Source organism: Marinobacter zhejiangensis (assembly GCF_900114775.1).
GTDB classification, from domain to species: domain Bacteria; phylum Pseudomonadota; class Gammaproteobacteria; order Pseudomonadales; family Oleiphilaceae; genus Marinobacter; species Marinobacter zhejiangensis.
In genome coordinates, this window is the sequence record NZ_FOUE01000004.1 from 205,898 (window position 1) to 225,507 (window position 19,610).

The window sequence follows — 19,610 nt, forward strand, 5'->3', positions numbered from 1 at the left end:
TTAATCCGGCGCTACCTAGTTACTGCCTGATTGAGTCCCGCCGCGGCTGCCAAGTGCGGTCAGTCGCTCGGTGATCGCCTGATAGTTTGGGGTTCCCGGAGGCTCTTTATCCTGAGCCTGAAGCAGCTGCCTACGTGCGGCAGGGTAGTCTCCCATCAGGAGGGCATATTCTGCGCGGGCCTGGTGAACGCCAACAATATTTCTGGCCTGGCCCTCAGCCTCGGCCAGCCTTCGCCACAGAGTTTCTTTTCCTGGTTGCTCCCGGGTCAGCCTTTTCAGGGTTGCGACGGCCGCCGCGCTATCACCAATCGCCAGTTCAGTCCTTGCCAGCATGTCGCTGATCGGAAAATTGTTAGGGTTTCGGGTCAGGGCCTGCCGTGTTAGCTGGTTTGCCTCTTCGGATTGGCCCTGTGCAAGCAGAGCTTCGGCGAGTGTAACTGTATAGGTGATTCGCCCCGGCTGGTGTAGCAGCATGTCACGGAGGAGTTGTTCCGCATCCGCGGCACGCCCACCTGACAGCAGTGCTACAGCCAGCCCATAGCTGGCCGCCGGGTTTGTCTGGAGGGTGGCTTGGGCTGTTAGTTGCTTAAAGTGTTCAATCGCAAGTTCCGGTGTACGCAGGTAGTGTACTTGGAGGCGAGCCCGAGAGAGGTGGTACTCGAGGGTGTCTTCTGTGCGCCGGTTTGGGTATTGCTCTGCGCGGGCCCATGTGTCCGATACGCGGCTCTGAGTGAGTGGGTGGGTAGAAAGGTATTCCGGTACCTGGTTTCCTTGTAGCCGGTTCTCGCGCATCATTTCTTCGAACATCTGCGGCATGCCTTTGGGGTCGAGGCCGGAGTTCACCATGATTTCGAGGCCAATTCGATCCGCTTCTTTCTCGTGAGCGCGGCTGTACTGAAGCATGTTCTGGGCAGTCAGGGCCTGAGTGCCGGCAATGGCGGCTATCCCGAGGTCCGATTTGGTGACCGCTGACAACACGATTCCAGCAATCATGCCGGCCAGGGCCATGGGGGTGCTCGTTTGCTGTTGCTCGAGCCGGCGCGCAAAGTGGCGTTGGCTAAGGTGGGCAAGTTCGTGGGCAACCACCGAGCTGAAGGCCTGCTCACTGTTCGCATGCAGAAAAAGCCCGGCGTTGACGCCAACAATATTGCCGGGAACGGCAAAGGCATTCAGCTCCGGGCTGTCGATGAGTACGAGATGAATGTTCTTATCGTTTAGTGGAACTGCTGGCAGCAGGCGGAAAATCAGCGATTGCAGGTAGTCTTCGGCCAGGGGGTCCTCTACGCGGGCTTCGCTGCGGCGGAGGTAGGCCAATACTTGCTGGCCAATTTCCGCTTCCTGTTGCTCTGAAATCAATCCCCCTCCAAGGCCGCCAATGGTCGGTAGATCTCTTTCCTGGGCGTCGGTCGGAAGGGCTGCGGAGAATAGCAGGGCGCATGAGAGCAGGCCGGTGGCGGTGAGTCGACGGTATTGGCTGGATCGAATGGGCTTGGCGGTCATATTGAATGCTAACGTTCCTGTGCCGGTCTTGGGGTGGCGCTGCTGGTTATTTGTACGTGTAAGGTCGACTTGGTTCAATGCCATACAATGGCTGTTTGCATCTTTTCTTAGTGGTAAGATGCTGAGCAGGCCGCTGCTATCACGGTGAGCTTCCTGGTTTTATCCATGTCCAATGTTGGTGACTTCCTACTGTGCCAGATCGAATTCTTGATGCTTCCGGGCTCCATTGCCCCATGCCCCTGCTTAAAACCAAACTTGAACTCAATGGGATGAGTCCTGGTCAAGAGCTGGAGGTTATCGCCACCGATGCAGGGTCTGCCCGTGATATTCCTGCCTTTCTAAAACTGTCCAGCCACGAACTGATGAGCTCCTCGGAAGCGGATGGCTGCTACCACTTTGTAATACGTTGCGGCCAACGGTAAGTACCCAGAGGATGGTTCATGGTTAGAATTCTACGTGGTCTCGCGGATAAATACTTTTCAGATGACGAAGCTGTCATCCTTTTGTTATTGCTGGTGTTCGGCACACTGGCCATTGTGTATCTCGGTGCCATGCTGGCGCCGGTCATCGCGGCCGTTATTGTTGCATTTATCCTTCAGGGGCTGGTAGTGAAGCTCCTCAAACTCGGTGTTCCCCAGGGTGTTGCGGTGATAGGGGTATTCCTCTTGTTTCTGGGGATTCTCGTGGGTTTCCTGTTTGGGTTGCTGCCTCTGGTATGGGCGCAGGTGACCTCCCTGGCTGGAGAGGCTCCTCGAATTATGAGGGAGTTACAGAGCTACATGGAGGTGTTGCCTCAAGAATATCCTAACCTGGTGTCCATTGAAGCTCTGCATACCGTGTATCAGGAGGTCACTGCCGAGGCTGCACGAATGACCCAGTGGCTTGTGTCATTTTCGCTCAGTAGCATTCCTGATCTGGTTGCGATCATGATCTACATGGTTTTGTTGCCGATTCTGGTGTTCTTTTTCCTCAAAGATCGGCAGGTTTTGCTGTCAGCACTTGCGCGTTTGCTGCCTCACCAAAGACCGTTGATGTTGCATATCTGGGAGGAGGTGAATCTCCAGTGTGCCAATTACGTTCGCGGTAAGGCGGTTGAGATTCTGATTGTGGGGGGCTCAACCTACGTAGCATTCAAGTTGCTGGGGGTGCCCTATGCGGCGCTGCTGTCGTTCCTGGTTGGGTTGAGCGTGGTGATCCCCTATATTGGTGCGGCTGTTGTGACGGTGCCTGTTGCAATCATTGCGCTGGTGGCCTTTGGGTGGGGCAGTCACTTTATCTGGGTCATGGTGATCTACGGGATTATTCAGGCGCTGGATGGCAACGTTCTGGTCCCGCTTCTGTTTTCCGAAGTTAACAACCTGCATCCGGTGGTGATTATCGTAGCCGTGTTGTTTTTTGGTGGTGTGTGGGGGCTCTGGGGGGTGTTCTTTGCGATCCCGCTGGCGACCATGCTGAAGGCAATCTTTTCCGCCTGGCCGGTTAAGGATGAGCTGCCGCCGCCCAGCGGGGCGGGGCAGGCTTAAATTGCCGTGTGTACTCAGAGGTTTTGGGCGCTTTCCAGAACCTCGTCAACATGTCCTTTGACTTTGACGGTGCGCCACTCCTGGCGCAGGACGCCGTCTTTGTCGATCAGGAAGGTGCTGCGGTCGATCCCCATATACTCCTTTCCGTAAAGCTTTTTCAGTTTGATGACGTCAAACTGCTTGCAGAGCGCTTCTTCCGGGTCTGAAATCAGGTGGAAAGGGAATTCGTGCTTGGTGCGGAAGTTGTTATGGGTCCTGACGCTGTCTCTTGAAACACCGAAAATCACGGTGTCAGCGGCTTCAAACGCCTGATGCCGGTCGCGAAAGTCCTGACCCTCGGTGGTGCATCCTGGGGTGTTGTCCTTGGGATAGAAGTAAATGACAACGTTTTTTTTGCCCTGGAAATCCGAAAGCCGAATGGTTTGGTCGTCCGTTGCGGAAGCTTCGAAGTCGGCAACCGGTTTGTTCAGTTCAACCGTAGACATGGGTTCTCCTCTATTTCCCTTGTGTCAGTCAGCACCCAACATTACCATAACCGTTTTATCTGGACGGAGTCTTTATGATTACTGGTAGCCTCGTCGCACTCGTGACGCCAATGCATGCGGATGGCAGCATCCACTGGGAGCATCTGGACGCGCTGGTGGACTTCCATCTTGAAAACGGAACCGACGGCATTGTTGCGGTTGGTACCACCGGAGAGTCGGCGACTCTGGACCCCGAAGAGCATTGTCAGGCGATCGGTCATATCATCAAGCGGGTGCAGGGCCGGATTTCTGTCATTGCTGGAACCGGTGCCAACAGCACCCGGGAAGCGATCGAGTTAACCTCGGAAGCTCACAAGCTCGGCGCAGATGCCTGTTTGCTTGTTGTACCTTACTACAACAAGCCGACACAGGAAGGACTCTATCAGCACTTCAAGGCGATCGCTGAGGCTGTCCCGGTTGACCAGATTCTCTACAATGTGCCGGGGCGAACCGCCTGTGACATGTTGAACGACACAGTCCTGCGCCTGGCCGATATTCCCAATATTGTCGGTATTAAGGATGCCACCGGGGATGTTCCGAGAGGGGTTGAGTTGATCCGTGGGCTGAATGGCCGCCTTGCCGTCTATTCCGGTGATGATGCCACAGCAGCAGACCTGATGCTGGCTGGCGCGAAGGGCAATATCTCGGTGACTGCCAACGTTGCACCGAAAGCCATGGCGGACCTTTGTCGCGCCGCCATCGCTGGCGACCGGGACGAAACTGGCCGCTTGAACGACCTGCTCATGCCGTTGAATCGGAAGCTGTTTGTTGAAGCCAACCCGATTCCTGTGAAATGGGCCTTGAGTCGCATGGGTCTCATCGGAGAGGGTATCCGCCTGCCGCTGACGCCGCTGGACGCAAAGTTCCATGGTGAAGTTGAAGACGCGATGCGTGCATCAGGCGTGCTCAGCTGAGCAAGATTACGGTACGAACTGGAGAAAGTTGATGGTAGTTCCTGTCCGGAAGCGGTCGCAGTCGCGGCAATGTATGGCGAGTGCGGCTGCTGCCATGGCCTTGTTGGCTGTGTCAGGGTGCAGTTTTCTGGAGGATCGATCCGAGCGCTATGTGACTGCGCCTGTCGGACAGCCTTTGAAAACGGTCGATGAGCGGCAACGCAACCGGATCGGTGAGGCTTATCCCATCCGTGAGATTGAGAATGCGGATACCGGCCGGATGTACCCGGATGAGCTGCCGGTGCCTCCGGATATGACCTCCGATATCCTTGAGCAGAACTACCTGGTGGAAGAACTCGATGACCAGGCTTGGTTGCTGGTCAATGAGTTACCAGGACAGGTTTGGCCTGGCGTGACTTCGTATATGAACGAGCGAGGGTTTGGGGTGGCGTTTGATAATCCCGCCCTGGGGCTGGTTCAAAGCGAACTCGCCAACTACAGTCGTCAGGCCCGAAGCCTGCTGGGGATGTCTGACACGGCCGGGAGCGAGTCGCTGGTTGTGGTTCAGGCCAGGGTCGCACCGGGCGTGCGTCGAAAATCCACGGAAATCCAGCTCCGTCCAAGGATTGTGACAAACAACCCCGAGCGTTTATTTGGGTGGCAGTCGGTGGCTGCTGACCTTGCGATGGAAAAGACCTTGCTTGCGGATCTTGCGGACTTCCTGCAAGCCCGCGAAGGCACCAAGTCTTATTCCCGTGCAGCGCTCGGGATCACCAGCGAACCTCTGGTGAATCTGGTGACTGAGGACGATCTCCCTGTTGCCATACGCATGGATCTTGATTACGGGCGAGCGTGGAGTGAAGTCAGGCGAGCGCTGGGTGATGCCAGCGTCGATGTGGTTGATCTTGATCGTAGCTCTGGTCGTTTCTTTGTTGATTACCGCTCCAGCGAGGAGCGTGATCCTGGCATGTTTAGCTGGTTCTCCGACAAAGCCGAGGCGGAGTACACCTTTGACGTTCAGTTGGTGCAGCAGGAAGGATTTGTGCTGGTAACGACTGGGCGTGCCCCGGCGTACCAGGGAATTGATCGCTCAACTTTGTTGTTAAGCCAGCTCTTTGATCATCTTTATTAAACCTATAGACAGGGCGGTGTTTGGCTGTCCTGGTGTTTGGAGTCAGTAAATGGAAAAGCGTGAAGAGCTTTACGCAGGTAAGGCCAAGTCTGTCTATCGCACCGATAGCCCGGACCTGTTCGTACTCGAGTTTCGTGATGACACTTCAGCCTTTGATGGCGAAAAGAAGGAGCAGCTCAACCGCAAGGGCATGGTGAACAATCGCTTTAACGCGTTCATCATGGAAAAGCTTGAACAGGCCGGTGTGCCGACTCATTTTGAGGGGCTTCTGTCACCAACGGAATCGCTGGTTAAGAACCTCGATATGATTCCTGTCGAGTGTGTGGTTCGGAACATATCGGCCGGAAGCCTGTGCCGTCGTCTTGGTGTGGAAGAGGGGATAAACCTCACTCCGCCTACCTTCGAGCTGTTCCTGAAAAATGATGCCTTGCACGACCCGATGGTGAACGAATCGCTGGCGGTGAGCTTTGGTTGGGCAACGGAAGCTGAGCTTGCGAAAATGAAAGAGCTCACCTTTAAGGTCAATGAGGTGCTCAAGACTTTGTTTGATGACGCCGGTATGCTGCTGGTGGATTACAAGCTGGAATTTGGGCGCTCCGGTGGTGAAATCGTGTTGGGTGATGAGTTCAGTCCCGACGGTTGTCGTATCTGGGACAAGGAAACCCGCAAGAAAATGGATAAAGACCGGTTCCGTCAGGGGCTAGGTGAAGTAATTGAAATGTACGAAGAAGTCGGCCGTCGCCTTGGTATGACATTTGAGTGATCGGTCGAAATTATAAAAAGCAGAAAAACATAAGGGTTTGTTATGCGTAAGTTGTTTGTTGCGGTTGGTGGCTCCCTGTTGTTGGCGTCTCCGTTGGCTAATGCGGACATTGTCGGTGTTGGCGCATCGGTAAGTTATTGGGACTCTGAAACGTCCGGTCAAGCCATGACCGGTAACGATGTTACAGATTTGGAAAACGACCTGAACCTGGATAGTGACAGCAACACCAACGCGACGCTTTACTTTGAGCACCCTGTGCCACTGTTGCCGAATGTGCGCCTGAACCTCACGTCGATTGATCAAAGCGGGCGCGGTGAACTGTCGACTGGGTATGGCCCGATTTCCGCCGGCACTCCGGTGGTTTCAGATCTTGAACTGCAGCAGATTGACCTGACGCTGTACTACGAAGTGCTGGATAACTGGGTAAACCTGGATCTCGGCCTGACCGCGCGGGATCTGTCTAGCGAGCTGACCATTAAGTCGGTTGGCGGCCTGAATGCTTCGAAAACCGAAGTGGATGCGGTGATTCCGATGGGCTATGCCGCTGCGCGGTTTGATCTGCCCTTTACTGGCCTGTCGGTCGGTGGTGAACTCAATGCCATCGGCTATGGCGGTGACTCCGTGTACGACGTCACGGCCTACGGCCAGTATGAAATTTCCCTGCTGCAGTTGCAGTTGGGCTATCGCCAGATCTCTGTCGACTATGAAGATGGCGACGACCAGTTGGACATCGATATCGATGGTCCTTTTGTTAGTGCTGGTCTGGCATTCTGATCATCGTCAGCTTTGGAAAGCGCCTCTCGGGGCGCTTTTTTTATGGGCCAAGGGTGGGCTGCAACCTATACTTTCTATTCGGTAGAATATGGGCCATCAATATTAATCGAGCTTTGGAGAAGGCATTTTGAAAATTCTGGTTACAGGGACTGCAGGATTCATTGGTTCACACCTTGCTCACCGGCTGCTTGACCGTGGTGATGAGGTGATCGGCGTGGACAACGTCAACGACTACTATGATGTCTCTCTCAAGGAAGCGCGGTTGGCTCGCCTGACCGGCAAGCCAGGGTTTACTGAAGTTCGCCAGGACGTTGCCGATCGCGAAGTCATGGAGGCTGTATTCCGGGAGCATAAACCGGAGCGGGTGGTGCATCTGGCGGCTCAGGCAGGTGTTCGCTACTCCCTTGAAAACCCTCACGCCTACGTGGATGCTAATCTTGTAGGGTTTATGAATATCCTTGAGGGGTGTCGCCACAATGATGTTAAACACCTTGTGTACGCTTCAAGCAGTTCGGTCTATGGGGCCAATGAGGCCATGCCGTTTTCAGTCCATGACAACGTGGACCACCCCCTGAGCCTCTATGCAGCTTCGAAGAAGGCCAATGAGCTCATGGCGCATACCTATAGTCATCTGTATGGGCTACCAACCACTGGGCTTCGCTTCTTTACTGTTTATGGCCCTTGGGGGCGTCCGGATATGGCCCTGTTTATCTTCACTCGCAAGATCCTCGCTGGCGAGCCCATCGACGTCTTCAACCACGGTCATCACAAGCGGGACTTCACTTACATTGATGACATCGTGGAGGGCGTGATTCGTACTCTGGATCACGTTGCTGAACCCAATGACGCATGGTCGGGAGAAAATCCTGACCCAGGCACCAGTAAGGCGCCGTATCGCATCTATAACATTGGAAGTAACAATCCTGTGGAGCTTTCCCGGTTTATTGAGATCATCGAGGAGCGGGTAGGGCGAAAGGCAGAAAAGAACCTGCTGCCCCTGCAGGCTGGTGACGTACCGGCAACTTACGCCGATGTAGACGCGCTCATCGACGACGTGGGCTACAAGCCTTCGACGGCAGTCGAAGAAGGTATCGCTAACTTCGTTGATTGGTACCGGGATTTTTACAAGGTCTAAGGGTTAGTTGGATTCTATTTGTGCGCTCTGGAGGGGTGAGGTCCTCTCTGGAGTGCTTTGCGGTTTTCAAGGGTCTTGCAGGCTGTTTTTTGTTGAGCCTGGACGCAAAAAAGCCGCTCACTGTATCCAGTAGCGGCTTTTTCTAATTCTTTTGCAGAATTGGTAGGACCACCCAGATTCGAACTGGGGACCTCTACCATGTCAAGGTAGCGCTCTAACCAACTGAGCTATGGTCCTGTGTCCTGCAACGGGGACGCATTATGCTGATTGAGGTGGGTGCGGTCAAGCCCTTTTTGTTATCCATTTTCTGGCGACCCTCATCAGAGTGTTCCAGCGGTTTACCAGCAGCGCGGCAAAGATCAGTCCGCAGCCGATCATCTGGGTGGGACTCATGGTTTCTCCGAACCAGTTGGCGGCAAAAATGGCGACCCAAACGGGCTCGAGAACCATGATGACCACACCGTGGCTGTGGTTGGACAGGCTTTGTGCATAAGTTTGGAGAAAGAAACGGCCAGCCGTGCCAATGATGGCGCTCGCGAGCACCCAGCCGCTCAGGGTCCAGCTCAAGTTAGGCAGTGTGTCGTGCCAGGGCTCTGTCAGCGCCGATTCGGCCAGGGCAACCAGTCCCACGGTCAGCAGGGTGATAGCGCTCAGAGGAAGTGCTGGAACCGGTCCAAGGGCCTTTGTGCTTCCATCGGGCAGGGTTACGCAGCGGCTGTTTGCTGCGCGGGTGTTCATCAGGAAGAACAGGGCGAAGATGCTGGCGGCCAACACATAGTAGATTTGCCCGATCTCAGTACGAAAACCGTTTTCTAGTGACAGACAGGCCAGCCCACCAACGGCAATTGGAATTGCGGCCCAGGTGCTCCATGGTTGTGGCTGGCGGAAGACCAGGCGGTCAACGATGGGAACCAGTACCACACCCAGGCTGGTTAGGAAGGCGCCTTCGCCCAGGTGCTCGCCGTAATAGAGTCCCTTGATCCAGAAGCTCATGGCGATGCCAAAGACGAGACCTACCATAAAGCTTCGGCGTAACTGTTCGCTGCTGAGGCGTTGAAGCGAAGGGATGGCAACGATGGCAAGGGTGGCGCCCGCTATGAGGAAGCGAAATGCCATAAACATAACCGGGGGCATCAACAGCACGGCTTCTTTGGAGAACATCCAGCTGATGGCGGCAAGGAGGGTGACGCAGACCAGTAGAAGATCGGATTTATGAGTATTGGTAAGCGCCATAGGTAGCAACCTTGAAGTTGGTCGAAAGTGCCGGTGCCCGGCGAGCATATCACGGGTGGTGAGATACTGACGGCGTCGTCGCGGAATTGTGGCGAAAGGTTTGTCAACCTGGCAATAGTTAGTTGTAATGCTGAAGGTTTTTCCTGAGGAGCTGCTCGAAGGCTCGCTAACCGACCATAAAGGTAGTGTAACGATGCGTTATATGGAGTCTTTTAATCGACGGCTTAGAGCGGTTCGTGATCGATTGTCGCTGACGGTCGGAGAGTTGGCCGAGTTGTGTGGGGTGGAGGAGCGAGAGGTGCTGGCTTGGGAGGCCTCTGATCCAAGGCGTCGCCAATTCCCCAGTGTTTCGGAGCTGATGGATCTGTGCGTGTGCACCGAAACGCCTCTTGAATCCCTGCTGGACTTTGCCGAACCCTACGATGAGGGGCAATTGGAGCTTCCCGGGCTGGCTTTTGGTAACGGGCAGGATCTGGTGAGGGCGCTGGATGACCTCGATAAGGAGCTTCAAAAGGTTCAGCTGACTGGGGATGAGGCGGAATTGCTTCGACGCTTCCGGAAGTCCAGTGACGAGAACCGTAAGATGATTCTGCAGTTGCTGGGAGAGTAGAGGGGGGCTCAGGGTGTGAGGCCTGCCCTGAGCCTGAGCTGTTACTTTTCGTTCTTGTAGATGTGTTCGTACACGTAGTTGGTGGCTTCAACGAAACCGTCGATGCTGCCGCAGTCAAATCGCTTGCCTTTGAATTTGTAGGCCAGCACGCAGCCATTTTTGGCCTGTTGAAGCAGGGCATCGGTGATCTGGACTTCGCCATTCTTGCCGGGGGGTGTTTGCTCGATGATGTCGAAGATGTCCGGGGTCAGGATATAGCGACCAATAATAGCAAGGTTGCTCGGGGCTTCTTCCGGCGCTGGTTTTTCAACCATGTCCGTTATCCGGTATAGGCCATCCTTCATGGACTCGCCAGCAATGACACCGTATTTGTGGGTTTCATTCTGAGGTACCTCCTCAATCGCCACAATCGAGCACCGGAACTGGTTGTACAGCTTCACCATTTGGGTCAATACACCTTCACCTTCCTCATCGGCAACGCAGAAGTCATCGGCCAGGACTACGGCAAACGGATTGTCGCCAATGAGGTTGCGGCCGGTGAGAATCGCGTGGCCAAGGCCTTTCATCTCGTTCTGCCGGGTGAAAGCGAAGGTGTTGTTGTCAATCAGTTCGCGGATTGATGTCAGTAGGTTTTCTTTGCCTGAACCGGCAATCTGGTGTTCGAGCTCATAGCTGATATCAAAGTGATCTTCAATCGCGCGCTTGCCGCGCCCAGTCACAAAGCCAAACTCATTGATGCCTGCGTCTGAAGCTTCCTCAACGCCATACTGCACCAGAGGTTTGTTAACAATGGGTAGTATTTCCTTGGGCATGGCTTTGGTGGCGGGGAGGAACCGGGTTCCGTAGCCAGCAACGGGGAACAGGCACTTCTTGATCATCTGGGCATCCTTATACAAGGGGGCGGTACGTAAGCGTATGAGGGCAGAGTTTAGCGGAGTTGGAAGGTAAGGGGAAAGGTGCATCCTTTTGGCTGGTGTTTTGTTATCAATAAAGGTGTTCCAGTCAGATGGATTGTTGACAATATTGAATTATCGGCGTAGTTTTCTTCAAAACCTACCAACTATTGTCAACAAATTATGGCCGAGACTCCTGCTTCCGTAATGACCCGTGCTGATGAGGCCTTTGATTGTCTGCAAACTGCAATCGTCAAGGGGGAGTTGGCGCCAGGCGAAAAAATTGGCGAAGTGGAGCTCTGCGCACGTTTCAACCTGACCAGGGGGCCCTTGCGTGAAGCGCTGGGGCGCCTGGAATCACGAGGGTTGCTGGTCCGTCGCCCGCATGCTGGCGTCAGTGTGGTTTCAGTGAGCGTCGCCGAGCTGCTTGAGCTCTACCGGATTCGTGAGGTAATGGAGGGGCTGGCGGCCCGTCAGGCAGCCGAGCGCATGACGGACGAAGAGATTTCTGCCCTTCAGTCCACCCTGGACAGCCACGAGCGTTTGATCGAACAGGCCCAGGGGCAAGCGTATTACCAGGCGGAGGGTGACTACGATTTTCACCACCGCATCGCGACCGGCAGCCGCAACACCAAACTTGCCCAAATGCTGCTGGGTGATCTGTACTACATGGTTCGAATGTACCGCTATCGGCTCAGCACTTCGGCAGGAAGGCCTCATATGGCGCTGGGTGAACACCGCCGTATTGTCGAGGCGATTGCTCAGCGTGACGGTGAGCTGGCGGAGTTTCTCATGAAGCGGCATATCAATGCCGCGCGACGCAATATCGAGAAAAAGATTGAGGAAGGTCTTTTATCTTTTTGAAATTAAATAAATTTCAACAGCCATCAGGCTAAGGAGTTTGGAAATGTCTACCATCTTGTCCCCCGGTGCCCGTTTTCGGAAAGCCCTTGAAGAAAACAAGCCTCTTCAGATTGTTGGTACGATCAATGCCTACGCGGCCATGATGGCTGAGCGGATTGGGCATCAGGCGATCTACCTGTCCGGTGGTGGTGTTGCCAATGCCTCCTATGGTTTGCCTGACTTGGGAATGACTAGCCTGAACGACGTGCTGGAAGATGTTCGTCGCATTACCTCTGCCAGCTCCCTGCCACTGCTGGTGGACATTGATACAGGCTGGGGTGGTGCATTCAATATTGCCCGTACGGTCCAGCAAATGGAAAAGGCTGGCGCAGCGGCCGTTCACCTAGAGGATCAAGTGGCCCAGAAGCGGTGCGGTCATAGGCCCAACAAGGAAATTGTTTCCCAGGCTGAAATGGTGGATCGCATTAAAGCCGCTGTCGATGCGCGTACCGACGAAAGCTTTTTCATCATGGCTCGCACGGATGCTTTCGCCCAGGAAGGTCTGGATGCTGCCATTGAACGAGCTCAGGCTTGTGTAGAGGCGGGTGCAGACGGAATATTTGCGGAAGCGATCAAGACCGAAGAACACTACCGTGCCTTCTCCGAAGCGCTGAATGTGCCGATTCTTGCCAATATCACCGAGTTTGGTCAGACCGAACTCTGGAACCGTGAACAGCTGGGTGAGTGGGGTGCCGCCATGGTGCTGTATCCTCTGAGTGCTTTCCGGGCGATGAACAAAGCAGCGGAAACGGTGTATAAGAGCATTCTGGAAGAAGGTGATCAGAAAAAGGTCGTCGACATGATGCAGACTCGCATGGACCTGTACGATTACCTGAACTACCACGACTTTGAACAGAAGTTGGACGCGCTGTTTGCCGAAGGCAAGAACAAGTAAGCGACACAAAGATCCCAAACCCATTACAAGGCGGGATTCCGGATTCCCGCCGAGAACAGGAGTCTAGAACGATGGCAAAAGAACTGAGTGGCGCTGGCCTGCGTGGTCAGGTAGCTGGCAAAACCGCACTTTCCACCGTAGGTAAGAGCGGTTCTGGCCTGACGTATCGTGGCTATGATGTTAAGGATCTGGCGAACAACTGCATTTTCGAGGAAGTGGCTTACCTCATCCTCAAAGGTGAACTGCCCAACCAGGAGCAGCTCGCTGCCTACCAAAGCAAGCTGAAAGGTCTGCGTGGGCTGCCTCAGGCACTGAAAGAAGTGCTGGAGCGTATCCCGGCCTCAGCGCACCCGATGGATGTTATCCGCACCGGTTGCTCCATGCTGGGCAACCTGGAAACCGAAGAAAGCTTTGATCAGCAGCAGGACGCGACTGACCGCATGCTGGCGGCGTTCCCTGGCATCATTAACTACTGGTACCGTTTCTCCCACGATGGTGTGCGGATTGAAACCGAAACCGACGATGACACCATCGGTGGTCACTTCCTGCATCTGCTGCATGGCGAAAAGCCCAGCGAGCTGCATGAGCGGGTCATGAATGTTTCCCTGATCCTGTATGCGGAGCATGAGTTTAACGCGTCCACCTTTACTGCCCGCGTATGTGCCTCGACCTTGAGCGATATCCACTCCTGTATTACCGGTGCCATTGGCTCTTTGCGTGGTCCGCTGCATGGCGGCGCCAACGAAGCGGCGATGGAACTGATCGAAGGCATGAATGACCCTGAACATGCTGAAGAATCCCTGATGGGCATGCTGGCCCGTAAAGAAAAAATCATGGGCTTCGGGCATGCGATCTATAGCGAATCCGATCCGCGGAACGAGATCATCAAAATCTGGTCTGAAAAATTGGCGGGTGAGAAAGGCGACGCCAAGCTGTACGACATTTCCGTACGTTGTGAAGCGGTCATGTGGCGCGAGAAGAAGCTGTTCTGCAACGCGGACTTCTTCCATGCCTCAGCGTACAACTACATGGGTATTCCGACCAAGCTGTTTACCCCGATTTTCGTCTGCAGCCGTCTGACAGGCTGGGCAGCTCACGTGATGGAGCAACGTGCGGATAACCGTATTATTCGCCCAAGTGCCGAGTACGTTGGTGAAGAGCCCCGCAGCGTTAAGCCGATTGCCGAGCGCTGATCTGGTCGCGACATAGCTGAAGGAAAGCCGGCTGCGCCGGTTTTCCCTGTTTCAGCCAAAAAAATTGAGAGAGTTTCCTTGCGATGAACACCGAATACCGTAAATCCCTCCCAGGCACCGAGCTTGATTACTTCGACACCCGCGCGGCGGTCGAGGCTATTCAGCCGGGCGCCTATGCAAAACTGCCGTACACATCTCGCATCTTGGCGGAACAACTGGTTCGCCGGTGTGAGCCGGAAGCGCTGACCGATTCCCTCAAACAGCTGATCGAACGTAAGCGGGACCTGGACTTTCCCTGGTACCCGGCCCGGGTTGTGTGCCACGACATCCTTGGTCAGACCGCGTTGGTAGACCTTGCCGGTCTGCGTGATGCGATCGCTGAGCAGGGTGGCGACCCGGCCAAGGTCAATCCGGTTGTCCCAACCCAGTTGATTGTGGATCACTCCCTGGCGGTAGAGCACCCTGGTTTCGAAAAGGATGCCTTCCGCAAGAACCGTGAGGTTGAGGAGCGCCGTAACGCCGACCGTTTCCACTTCATCAACTGGACCAAAACGGCCTTTGATAATGTGGACGTGATCCCGCCGGGTAACGGCATCATGCACCAGATCAACCTGGAGAAAATGTCTCCGGTGGTTCAGGTCCGTGGTGGTGTTGCCTTCCCTGACACCTGTGTCGGTACCGACAGCCACACCCCAATGGTGGATGCGCTGGGTGTAATATCCGTGGGTGTTGGTGGTCTGGAAGCCGAAAACGTCATGCTGGGTAACCCCTCCATGATGCGCCTCCCGGACATCGTAGGGGTGGAGCTGACCGGCAAGCTCAAGCCCGGCATTACCGGGACTGACCTGGTGCTGGCGCTGACCGAATTCCTGCGCCGTGAGCGAGTGGTCGGAGCCTATCTCGAGTTCTATGGTGAAGGGGCAGACAGCCTGTCGGTTGGGGATCGCGCCACGATTGCCAACATGACACCTGAGTACGGTGCAACCGCGGGTATGTTCTTCGTTGATGGCCAGACCATCGATTATCTCAAACTGACCGGTCGCGAAGACGAGCAAGTCGCACTGGTCGAAACCTTTGCGAAGGAAACCGGCCTCTGGGCAGACAGCCTCAAGGATGCGGAATACGAGCGGGTTTTGACTTTTGATATGTCGACGGTTGGTCGCAACTTGGCTGGCCCTTCAAATCCTCACGCCTTGCTGCCGGTTTCCGAGCTGCACAACCGTGGTATCGCCAAAGCGTGGGAAGAGAAAGAGGGTGAAATGCCGGATGGTGCCGTGATCATCGCGGCCATCACCAGCTGCACCAACACCAGCAACCCCCGCAATATGGTCGCCGCGGGCCTGATCGCCCGTAACGCGAATAAGCTGGGACTGGTACGCAAGCCTTGGGTGAAAACCTCCCTGGCACCGGGCTCCAAGACGGTCAAGATGTACCTCGAAGAAGCCAACCTGCTGCCTGAGCTGCAGGAGCTGGGCTTTGATGTGGTGGCCTTTGCCTGCACGACCTGTAATGGCATGTCCGGAGCCCTGGATCCAAAAATCCAGAAAGAAGTCATTGACCGAGACCTGTATGCGACAGCGGTACTGTCCGGCAACCGTAACTTCGACGGCCGTATTCACCCCTATGCCAAGCAAGCCTTCCTGGCATCTCCGCCTCTGGTCGTTGCCTATGCGATTGCCGGTACCATTCGGTTTGATATCGAGAAGGATGTGTTGGGACACGACCAGAACGGTAACCCGGTGACCCTGAAAGATATCTGGCCGAGTGACGAAGAGATTGACGCCATCGTCAAGCAAAGCGTCAAGCCTGAGCAATTCCGCCAGACCTATATCCCGATGTTTGATATCACCAACAAGGAGAAGGAGCAGGGCAACCCGTTGTACGACTGGCGGCCCATGTCGACCTATATCCGTCGCCCGCCGTACTGGGAAGGCAACATGGCCAAGCAGCGGGAGCTCAAGGGCATGCGTCCGTTGGCGATCCTGCCGGATAACATCACCACGGATCACCTGTCGCCATCCAACGCCATCCTGCTGGACAGTGCGGCTGGCGCCTACCTCGACAAAATGGGGCTGCCTGAGGAAGACTTTAACTCCTACGCAACCCACCGTGGTGACCACCTGACTGCCCAGCGGGCGACCCTGGCCAATCCGAAGCTGTTTAACGAAATGGTGAAGGACGATGAGGGCAATGTGAAGCAGGGCTCACTGGCGCGCGTCGAGCCGGAAGGCGAGGTGATGCGTATGTGGGAGGCCATCGAAACCTACATGACCCGCAAGCAGCCGCTGATCATCGTGGCCGGTGCCGACTACGGCCAGGGCTCCTCCCGTGACTGGGCGGCCAAAGGGGTAGCGTTGGCAGGCGTTGAAACCATCGTCGCTGAAGGGTTTGAGCGGATTCACCGGACCAACCTCGTGGGTATGGGAGTGATGCCTCTGCAGTTTGAAGAGGGTACGACCCGCAATACCCTGGGGCTGGACGGCACGGAAGTCTTCGACGTTGAGGGCGAGCCTGCGCCTCGTGCAACCCTGACGCTGGTGATCCATCGTCAGAATGGCGACGTTGAGCGGGTTCCTGTGATCTGCCGCCTTGATACTGCAGAAGAAGTCTCGGTCTATTCCGCCGGCGGTATCCTGCAGAAGTTCGCCAAGGAGTTCATGGCGACCGCAAGCTAAGGGCGACTGCTCTTTATGGCTAGGCCCTCCCCGGAGAACGGGGAGGGCTCAAACGATTCATGCAAAAGGCCTTGTCCTTTCCCATCTTCAAGGAACAAACACATGCCCCACGCCCCTCAAGTCAGAATTCCCGCCACTTATATGCGTGGTGGCACCAGCAAAGGCGTGTTCTTCCGCCTGCAGGATCTCCCGGAAGCTGCCCAGACTCCGGGCCCGGTCAGGGATGCGATCCTGTTGCGTGTGATTGGTAGCCCGGACCCCTATGGCAAGCAGATTGATGGCATGGGCAATGCCACCTCCAGCACCAGCAAGACGGTCATTCTGTCGCAGAGCGCTCAGCCGGACCACGACGTCGACTACCTTTTTGGTCAAGTGTCGATCGACCAACCCTTTGTGGACTGGAGCGGGAACTGTGGCAACCTGACGGCGGCCGTAGGTGCATTCGCAATCAACAGCGGTTTTGTTGCAAAGGATCGGATTCCTGAGAATGGCACCTGCACGGTTCGGATCTGGCAGGCCAATATCAAGAAAACCATCGTCGCCCACGTACCAATTACCAACGGCGAGGTTCAGGAAACCGGAGACTTTGAGCTTGATGGTGTGACCTTCCCGGCTGCGGAAGTGCAGATTGAGTTCATGAATCCAGCCGACGGTGAGGGATCAATGTTTCCGACGGGTAACCTGGTGGATGACCTGGAAGTGCCTGGGGTCGGAACCTTCAAGGCGACCATGATCAATGCCGGGATACCTACTATCTTCTTGAACGCTGCAGATATCGGTTATCAGGGAACTGAGCTTCAGGAAGCCATTAACGGTGACCCCGAGGCATTGGCCAGATTCGAGACGATTCGTGCCCATGGCGCCCTGAAAATCGGACTGATTGGCTCCGTCGAAGAAGCTGCAGCCCGCCAGCACACTCCCAAGATTGCCTTTGTTGCTCCTCCTCAGGATTACCTGTCGTCAAGCGGCAAGCAGATCTTGGCGTCGGATGTGGATGTCCTGGTTCGCGCTTTGTCCATGGGCAAGCTCCACCATGCCATGATGGGTACGGCTGCTGTTGCTATTGGTACTGCTGCTGCTATCCCAGGAACTCTGGTCAACCTGGCTGCAGGTGGTGGTGAGCGAAAGGCCGTTCGTTTTGGCCATCCCTCCGGAACCCTTCGAGTAGGTGCAGAGGCTCGGGAAGAAGGTGGTCAGTGGGTGGCGACCAAAGCGGTGATGAGCCGGAGTGCCCGCATTGTGATGGAAGGGTGGGTGAGAGTGCCGGGGGACACAATCAACTTGGCCTGATCACCCATGGTGGCGCGGCATTTGGAGGGAAATTCGTCAGAATGCCGTGACCTTATCGAGATTCACTCCGGTAAACTGTGAGCCAGTGGGGGTGGTCAATAATTGCAGTTTGAATCATTTGCGGTACAATCCCTAGGAATTTTTTAATCGCCGCGGCATCGGATGCCCGGAGTCCTTTTAAGTGTGGAACGGCGCAAGGAGTTGACGTGGCTCACGTCAGGTTGTTTAGGCACTACATACACTTACCCTTCCTAATACTCGGCTTGCTGGATTTTCTGGTGCTGGCCGGAGCTTTCTCAGGTGTCGTCTTCTTTCGTTACTTTGGTGAGTTAACGTTCTTCCTGAATAATCTGGTTTACGTTATTCCCTCAGCGATTGTATTCGGGCTGATGAACCTGCTGGTCATGACCGCAATTGGTGTTCACCAATCCAAGCTCGAAGAAGGTATGTCTGGCATGATGCTGCGTACCATTCTTGCGCTGATTGTCAGTATTCCTCTGTCTGGAATTGCCTACTTCTTTGCGAGTGACTGGTTGTGGTACCTGGGGGCGGTTGGTGTCCTTACCAGTGCCTCCGTTCTCGCCGTGTTTGCGCTTGGGTTGATGCGCATGCTGTTTTTCACACTGCTGGGCCCGGATGTTTTCCGGCGTAAAGTGCTGGTGCTTGGAGCGGGGACAAGGGCAAGGCAATTACTCGATGACCTGACGACGCCCTTTAATCGAAAAGGATTTCAGCTTGAGGGCTTTGTCCCGATCCCTGACACCCCATTAGAAATCCCGGAAAAGCACCTGGTGCGCCCGGCAGTCAGTATTCATCAGTACATTTTGCATAATCCGGTTCGTGAAATCGTGGTGGCGGTTGATGACCGACGTAAAAACCTGCCGATGGAAGACCTCCTTGAGTGCAAGATGGAGGGTGTTCGCATTGTCGACGGTGTGACGTTTTACGAACGGGAGTCCCGCAAGGTGGCGCTTGAGATGATTACCCGGGGCTGGCTCGTCTTTACCGATGGCTTCACGGTATCCACCGTGTCTGGGTTTGGGAAAAGGGCGATTGATTTGTTGGCGTCGGGGACGTTATTCCTCTTGGCATTGCCAATCATGGCGCTGACGGTTTTGGCGATCAAGCTCGAAGAGGGCCTTAAGGCTCCGATTTTCTATAGTCAGGAGCGGGTAGGGCTGGACGGTAAGGTTTTCAAGGTCCATAAGTTCCGGTCCATGCGTGTTGATGCCGAGAAAGGCGGAGCGGTGTGGGCGCAGAAAAACGACACCAGGGTAACCAGGGTAGGAGCCTTCATTCGTAAGGTTCGCATCGATGAATTACCACAGGTGTTCAACGTACTTAATGGCACCATGGCGTTTGTTGGACCGCGACCCGAACGACCGGTATTCGTCGATAAACTCGCCGAAACAATTCCTTTCTATAATGAAAGACATCGGGTTAAGCCCGGCATAACCGGTTGGGCTCAGCTATGCTTTGCATATGCAGATAATGAAGAGGATTCCAGGGAGAAGCTCCGATACGATCTCTACTACATCAAGAATCAAAGTCTGTTGCTGGATTTGCTGATCATTATCCAGACGGTAGAGGTAGTGCTGTTCAAGAAGGGCTCTCGCTAACGGTTTCATAGGGACAGTGAAGTGAAGGAATATCCATACAATCAAAGGTGGCGGT

At 55.0% G+C, this 19,610-nt stretch carries 18 protein-coding genes and 1 tRNA gene; 14 read left to right on the forward strand and 5 right to left on the reverse strand.

The features are described from left to right. Positions 1–15: 15 nt before the first annotated feature. Positions 16–1,500, reverse strand: coding sequence for a M48 family metalloprotease (locus BMZ67_RS13845; RefSeq protein WP_092023651.1), 1,485 nt, complete (start codon positions 1,498–1,500; stop codon positions 16–18). A gap of 191 nt (positions 1,501–1,691) precedes the next feature. Here BMZ67_RS13845 and BMZ67_RS13850 point away from each other — a divergent pair, with 191 nt between their 5' ends. Together BMZ67_RS13850 and BMZ67_RS13855 are read left to right on the forward strand one after the other, a co-directional pair. Continuing rightward, positions 1,692–1,922, forward strand: coding sequence for a sulfurtransferase TusA family protein (locus BMZ67_RS13850; RefSeq protein ID WP_092023653.1), 231 nt, complete (start codon positions 1,692–1,694; stop codon positions 1,920–1,922). An 18-nt stretch (positions 1,923–1,940) separates the two neighbouring features. Next, complete coding sequence (locus BMZ67_RS13855) at positions 1,941–3,023, forward strand: AI-2E family transporter (RefSeq protein WP_092023655.1); 1,083 nt, start codon at positions 1,941–1,943, stop codon at positions 3,021–3,023. Positions 3,024–3,037: 14 nt separating this feature from the next. Here BMZ67_RS13855 and BMZ67_RS13860 read toward each other — a convergent pair whose 3' ends face one another. Then, positions 3,038–3,508, reverse strand: a complete 471-nt coding sequence (locus tag BMZ67_RS13860; protein ID WP_092023656.1) for a peroxiredoxin — start codon at positions 3,506–3,508, stop codon at positions 3,038–3,040. A 74-nt stretch (positions 3,509–3,582) separates the two neighbouring features. Between BMZ67_RS13860 and dapA the strand changes: the two genes are divergently transcribed. The 5 genes from dapA (at position 3,583) to BMZ67_RS13885 (ending at position 8,244) form a co-directional block, all read left to right on the forward strand. Then, positions 3,583–4,461, forward strand: coding sequence for a 4-hydroxy-tetrahydrodipicolinate synthase (gene dapA / locus BMZ67_RS13865; protein ID WP_092023658.1), 879 nt, complete (start codon positions 3,583–3,585; stop codon positions 4,459–4,461). 31 nt (positions 4,462–4,492) lie between these two features. After that, a complete protein-coding gene (gene bamC, locus BMZ67_RS13870; RefSeq protein WP_092023660.1) occupies positions 4,493–5,572 on the forward strand; it encodes an outer membrane protein assembly factor BamC in 1,080 nt (359 codons plus the stop codon). A gap of 49 nt (positions 5,573–5,621) precedes the next feature. Then, positions 5,622–6,335, forward strand: a complete 714-nt coding sequence (purC, locus tag BMZ67_RS13875; RefSeq protein WP_092023662.1) for a phosphoribosylaminoimidazolesuccinocarboxamide synthase — start codon at positions 5,622–5,624, stop codon at positions 6,333–6,335. 42 nt (positions 6,336–6,377) lie between these two features. Continuing rightward, a complete protein-coding gene (locus BMZ67_RS13880; RefSeq protein ID WP_092023664.1) occupies positions 6,378–7,109 on the forward strand; it encodes a TIGR04219 family outer membrane beta-barrel protein in 732 nt (243 codons plus the stop codon). A 127-nt stretch (positions 7,110–7,236) separates the two neighbouring features. After that, positions 7,237–8,244 carry an NAD-dependent epimerase gene (locus BMZ67_RS13885; protein WP_092023666.1) on the forward strand — a complete coding sequence of 336 codons (1,008 nt, stop codon included), beginning with the start codon at positions 7,237–7,239 and terminating at the stop codon, positions 8,242–8,244. Positions 8,245–8,404: 160 nt separating this feature from the next. Here the strand turns inward: BMZ67_RS13885 and BMZ67_RS13890 are convergent. Beyond that, a tRNA-Val gene (locus BMZ67_RS13890) sits at positions 8,405–8,481 on the reverse strand. 45 nt (positions 8,482–8,526) lie between these two features. Then, on the reverse strand, positions 8,527–9,477 hold the full coding sequence (locus BMZ67_RS13895; protein WP_092023668.1) for a DMT family transporter: 951 nt from the start codon (positions 9,475–9,477) through the stop codon (positions 8,527–8,529). 127 nt (positions 9,478–9,604) lie between these two features. On the opposite strand from BMZ67_RS13895, the gene BMZ67_RS13900 reads away from it, so the two are divergent. After that, on the forward strand, positions 9,605–10,087 hold the full coding sequence (locus BMZ67_RS13900) for a helix-turn-helix transcriptional regulator (RefSeq protein ID WP_245749985.1): 483 nt from the start codon (positions 9,605–9,607) through the stop codon (positions 10,085–10,087). 41 nt (positions 10,088–10,128) lie between these two features. Here the strand turns inward: BMZ67_RS13900 and galU are convergent, their stop codons facing one another. Next, a complete protein-coding gene (gene galU / locus BMZ67_RS13905; protein ID WP_092023670.1) occupies positions 10,129–10,965 on the reverse strand; it encodes a UTP--glucose-1-phosphate uridylyltransferase GalU in 837 nt (278 codons plus the stop codon). Positions 10,966–11,163: 198 nt separating this feature from the next. On the opposite strand from galU, the gene BMZ67_RS13910 reads away from it, so the two are divergent. From BMZ67_RS13910 to BMZ67_RS13935, 6 genes are all read left to right on the forward strand, one after another. Continuing rightward, entirely contained in the window at positions 11,164–11,844 is a 681-nt protein-coding gene (locus tag BMZ67_RS13910) for a GntR family transcriptional regulator (protein WP_092023672.1), read from the forward strand. Positions 11,845–11,887: 43 nt separating this feature from the next. Next, positions 11,888–12,778, forward strand: a complete 891-nt coding sequence (gene prpB / locus BMZ67_RS13915) for a methylisocitrate lyase (protein WP_245749986.1) — start codon at positions 11,888–11,890, stop codon at positions 12,776–12,778. Between the two features lie 71 nt (positions 12,779–12,849). After that, positions 12,850–13,971, forward strand: coding sequence for a bifunctional 2-methylcitrate synthase/citrate synthase (gene prpC / locus BMZ67_RS13920; RefSeq protein ID WP_092023674.1), 1,122 nt, complete (start codon positions 12,850–12,852; stop codon positions 13,969–13,971). Between the two features lie 83 nt (positions 13,972–14,054). Next, positions 14,055–16,646: a Fe/S-dependent 2-methylisocitrate dehydratase AcnD gene (gene acnD / locus BMZ67_RS13925; protein ID WP_092023676.1), complete on the forward strand. Its 2,592-nt coding sequence runs from the start codon at positions 14,055–14,057 to the stop codon at positions 16,644–16,646. 102 nt (positions 16,647–16,748) lie between these two features. Continuing rightward, positions 16,749–17,936 (forward strand): 2-methylaconitate cis-trans isomerase PrpF, encoded by a 1,188-nt coding sequence (gene prpF, locus BMZ67_RS13930; RefSeq protein ID WP_092023679.1) that lies wholly within the window; start codon positions 16,749–16,751, stop codon positions 17,934–17,936. Between the two features lie 278 nt (positions 17,937–18,214). Further along, the gene (locus BMZ67_RS13935; protein ID WP_245749987.1) at positions 18,215–19,555 is read left to right on the forward strand and encodes a TIGR03013 family XrtA/PEP-CTERM system glycosyltransferase; all 1,341 of its coding nucleotides are present in this window, start codon (positions 18,215–18,217) and stop codon (positions 19,553–19,555) included. Positions 19,556–19,610: the final 55 nt, after the last annotated feature.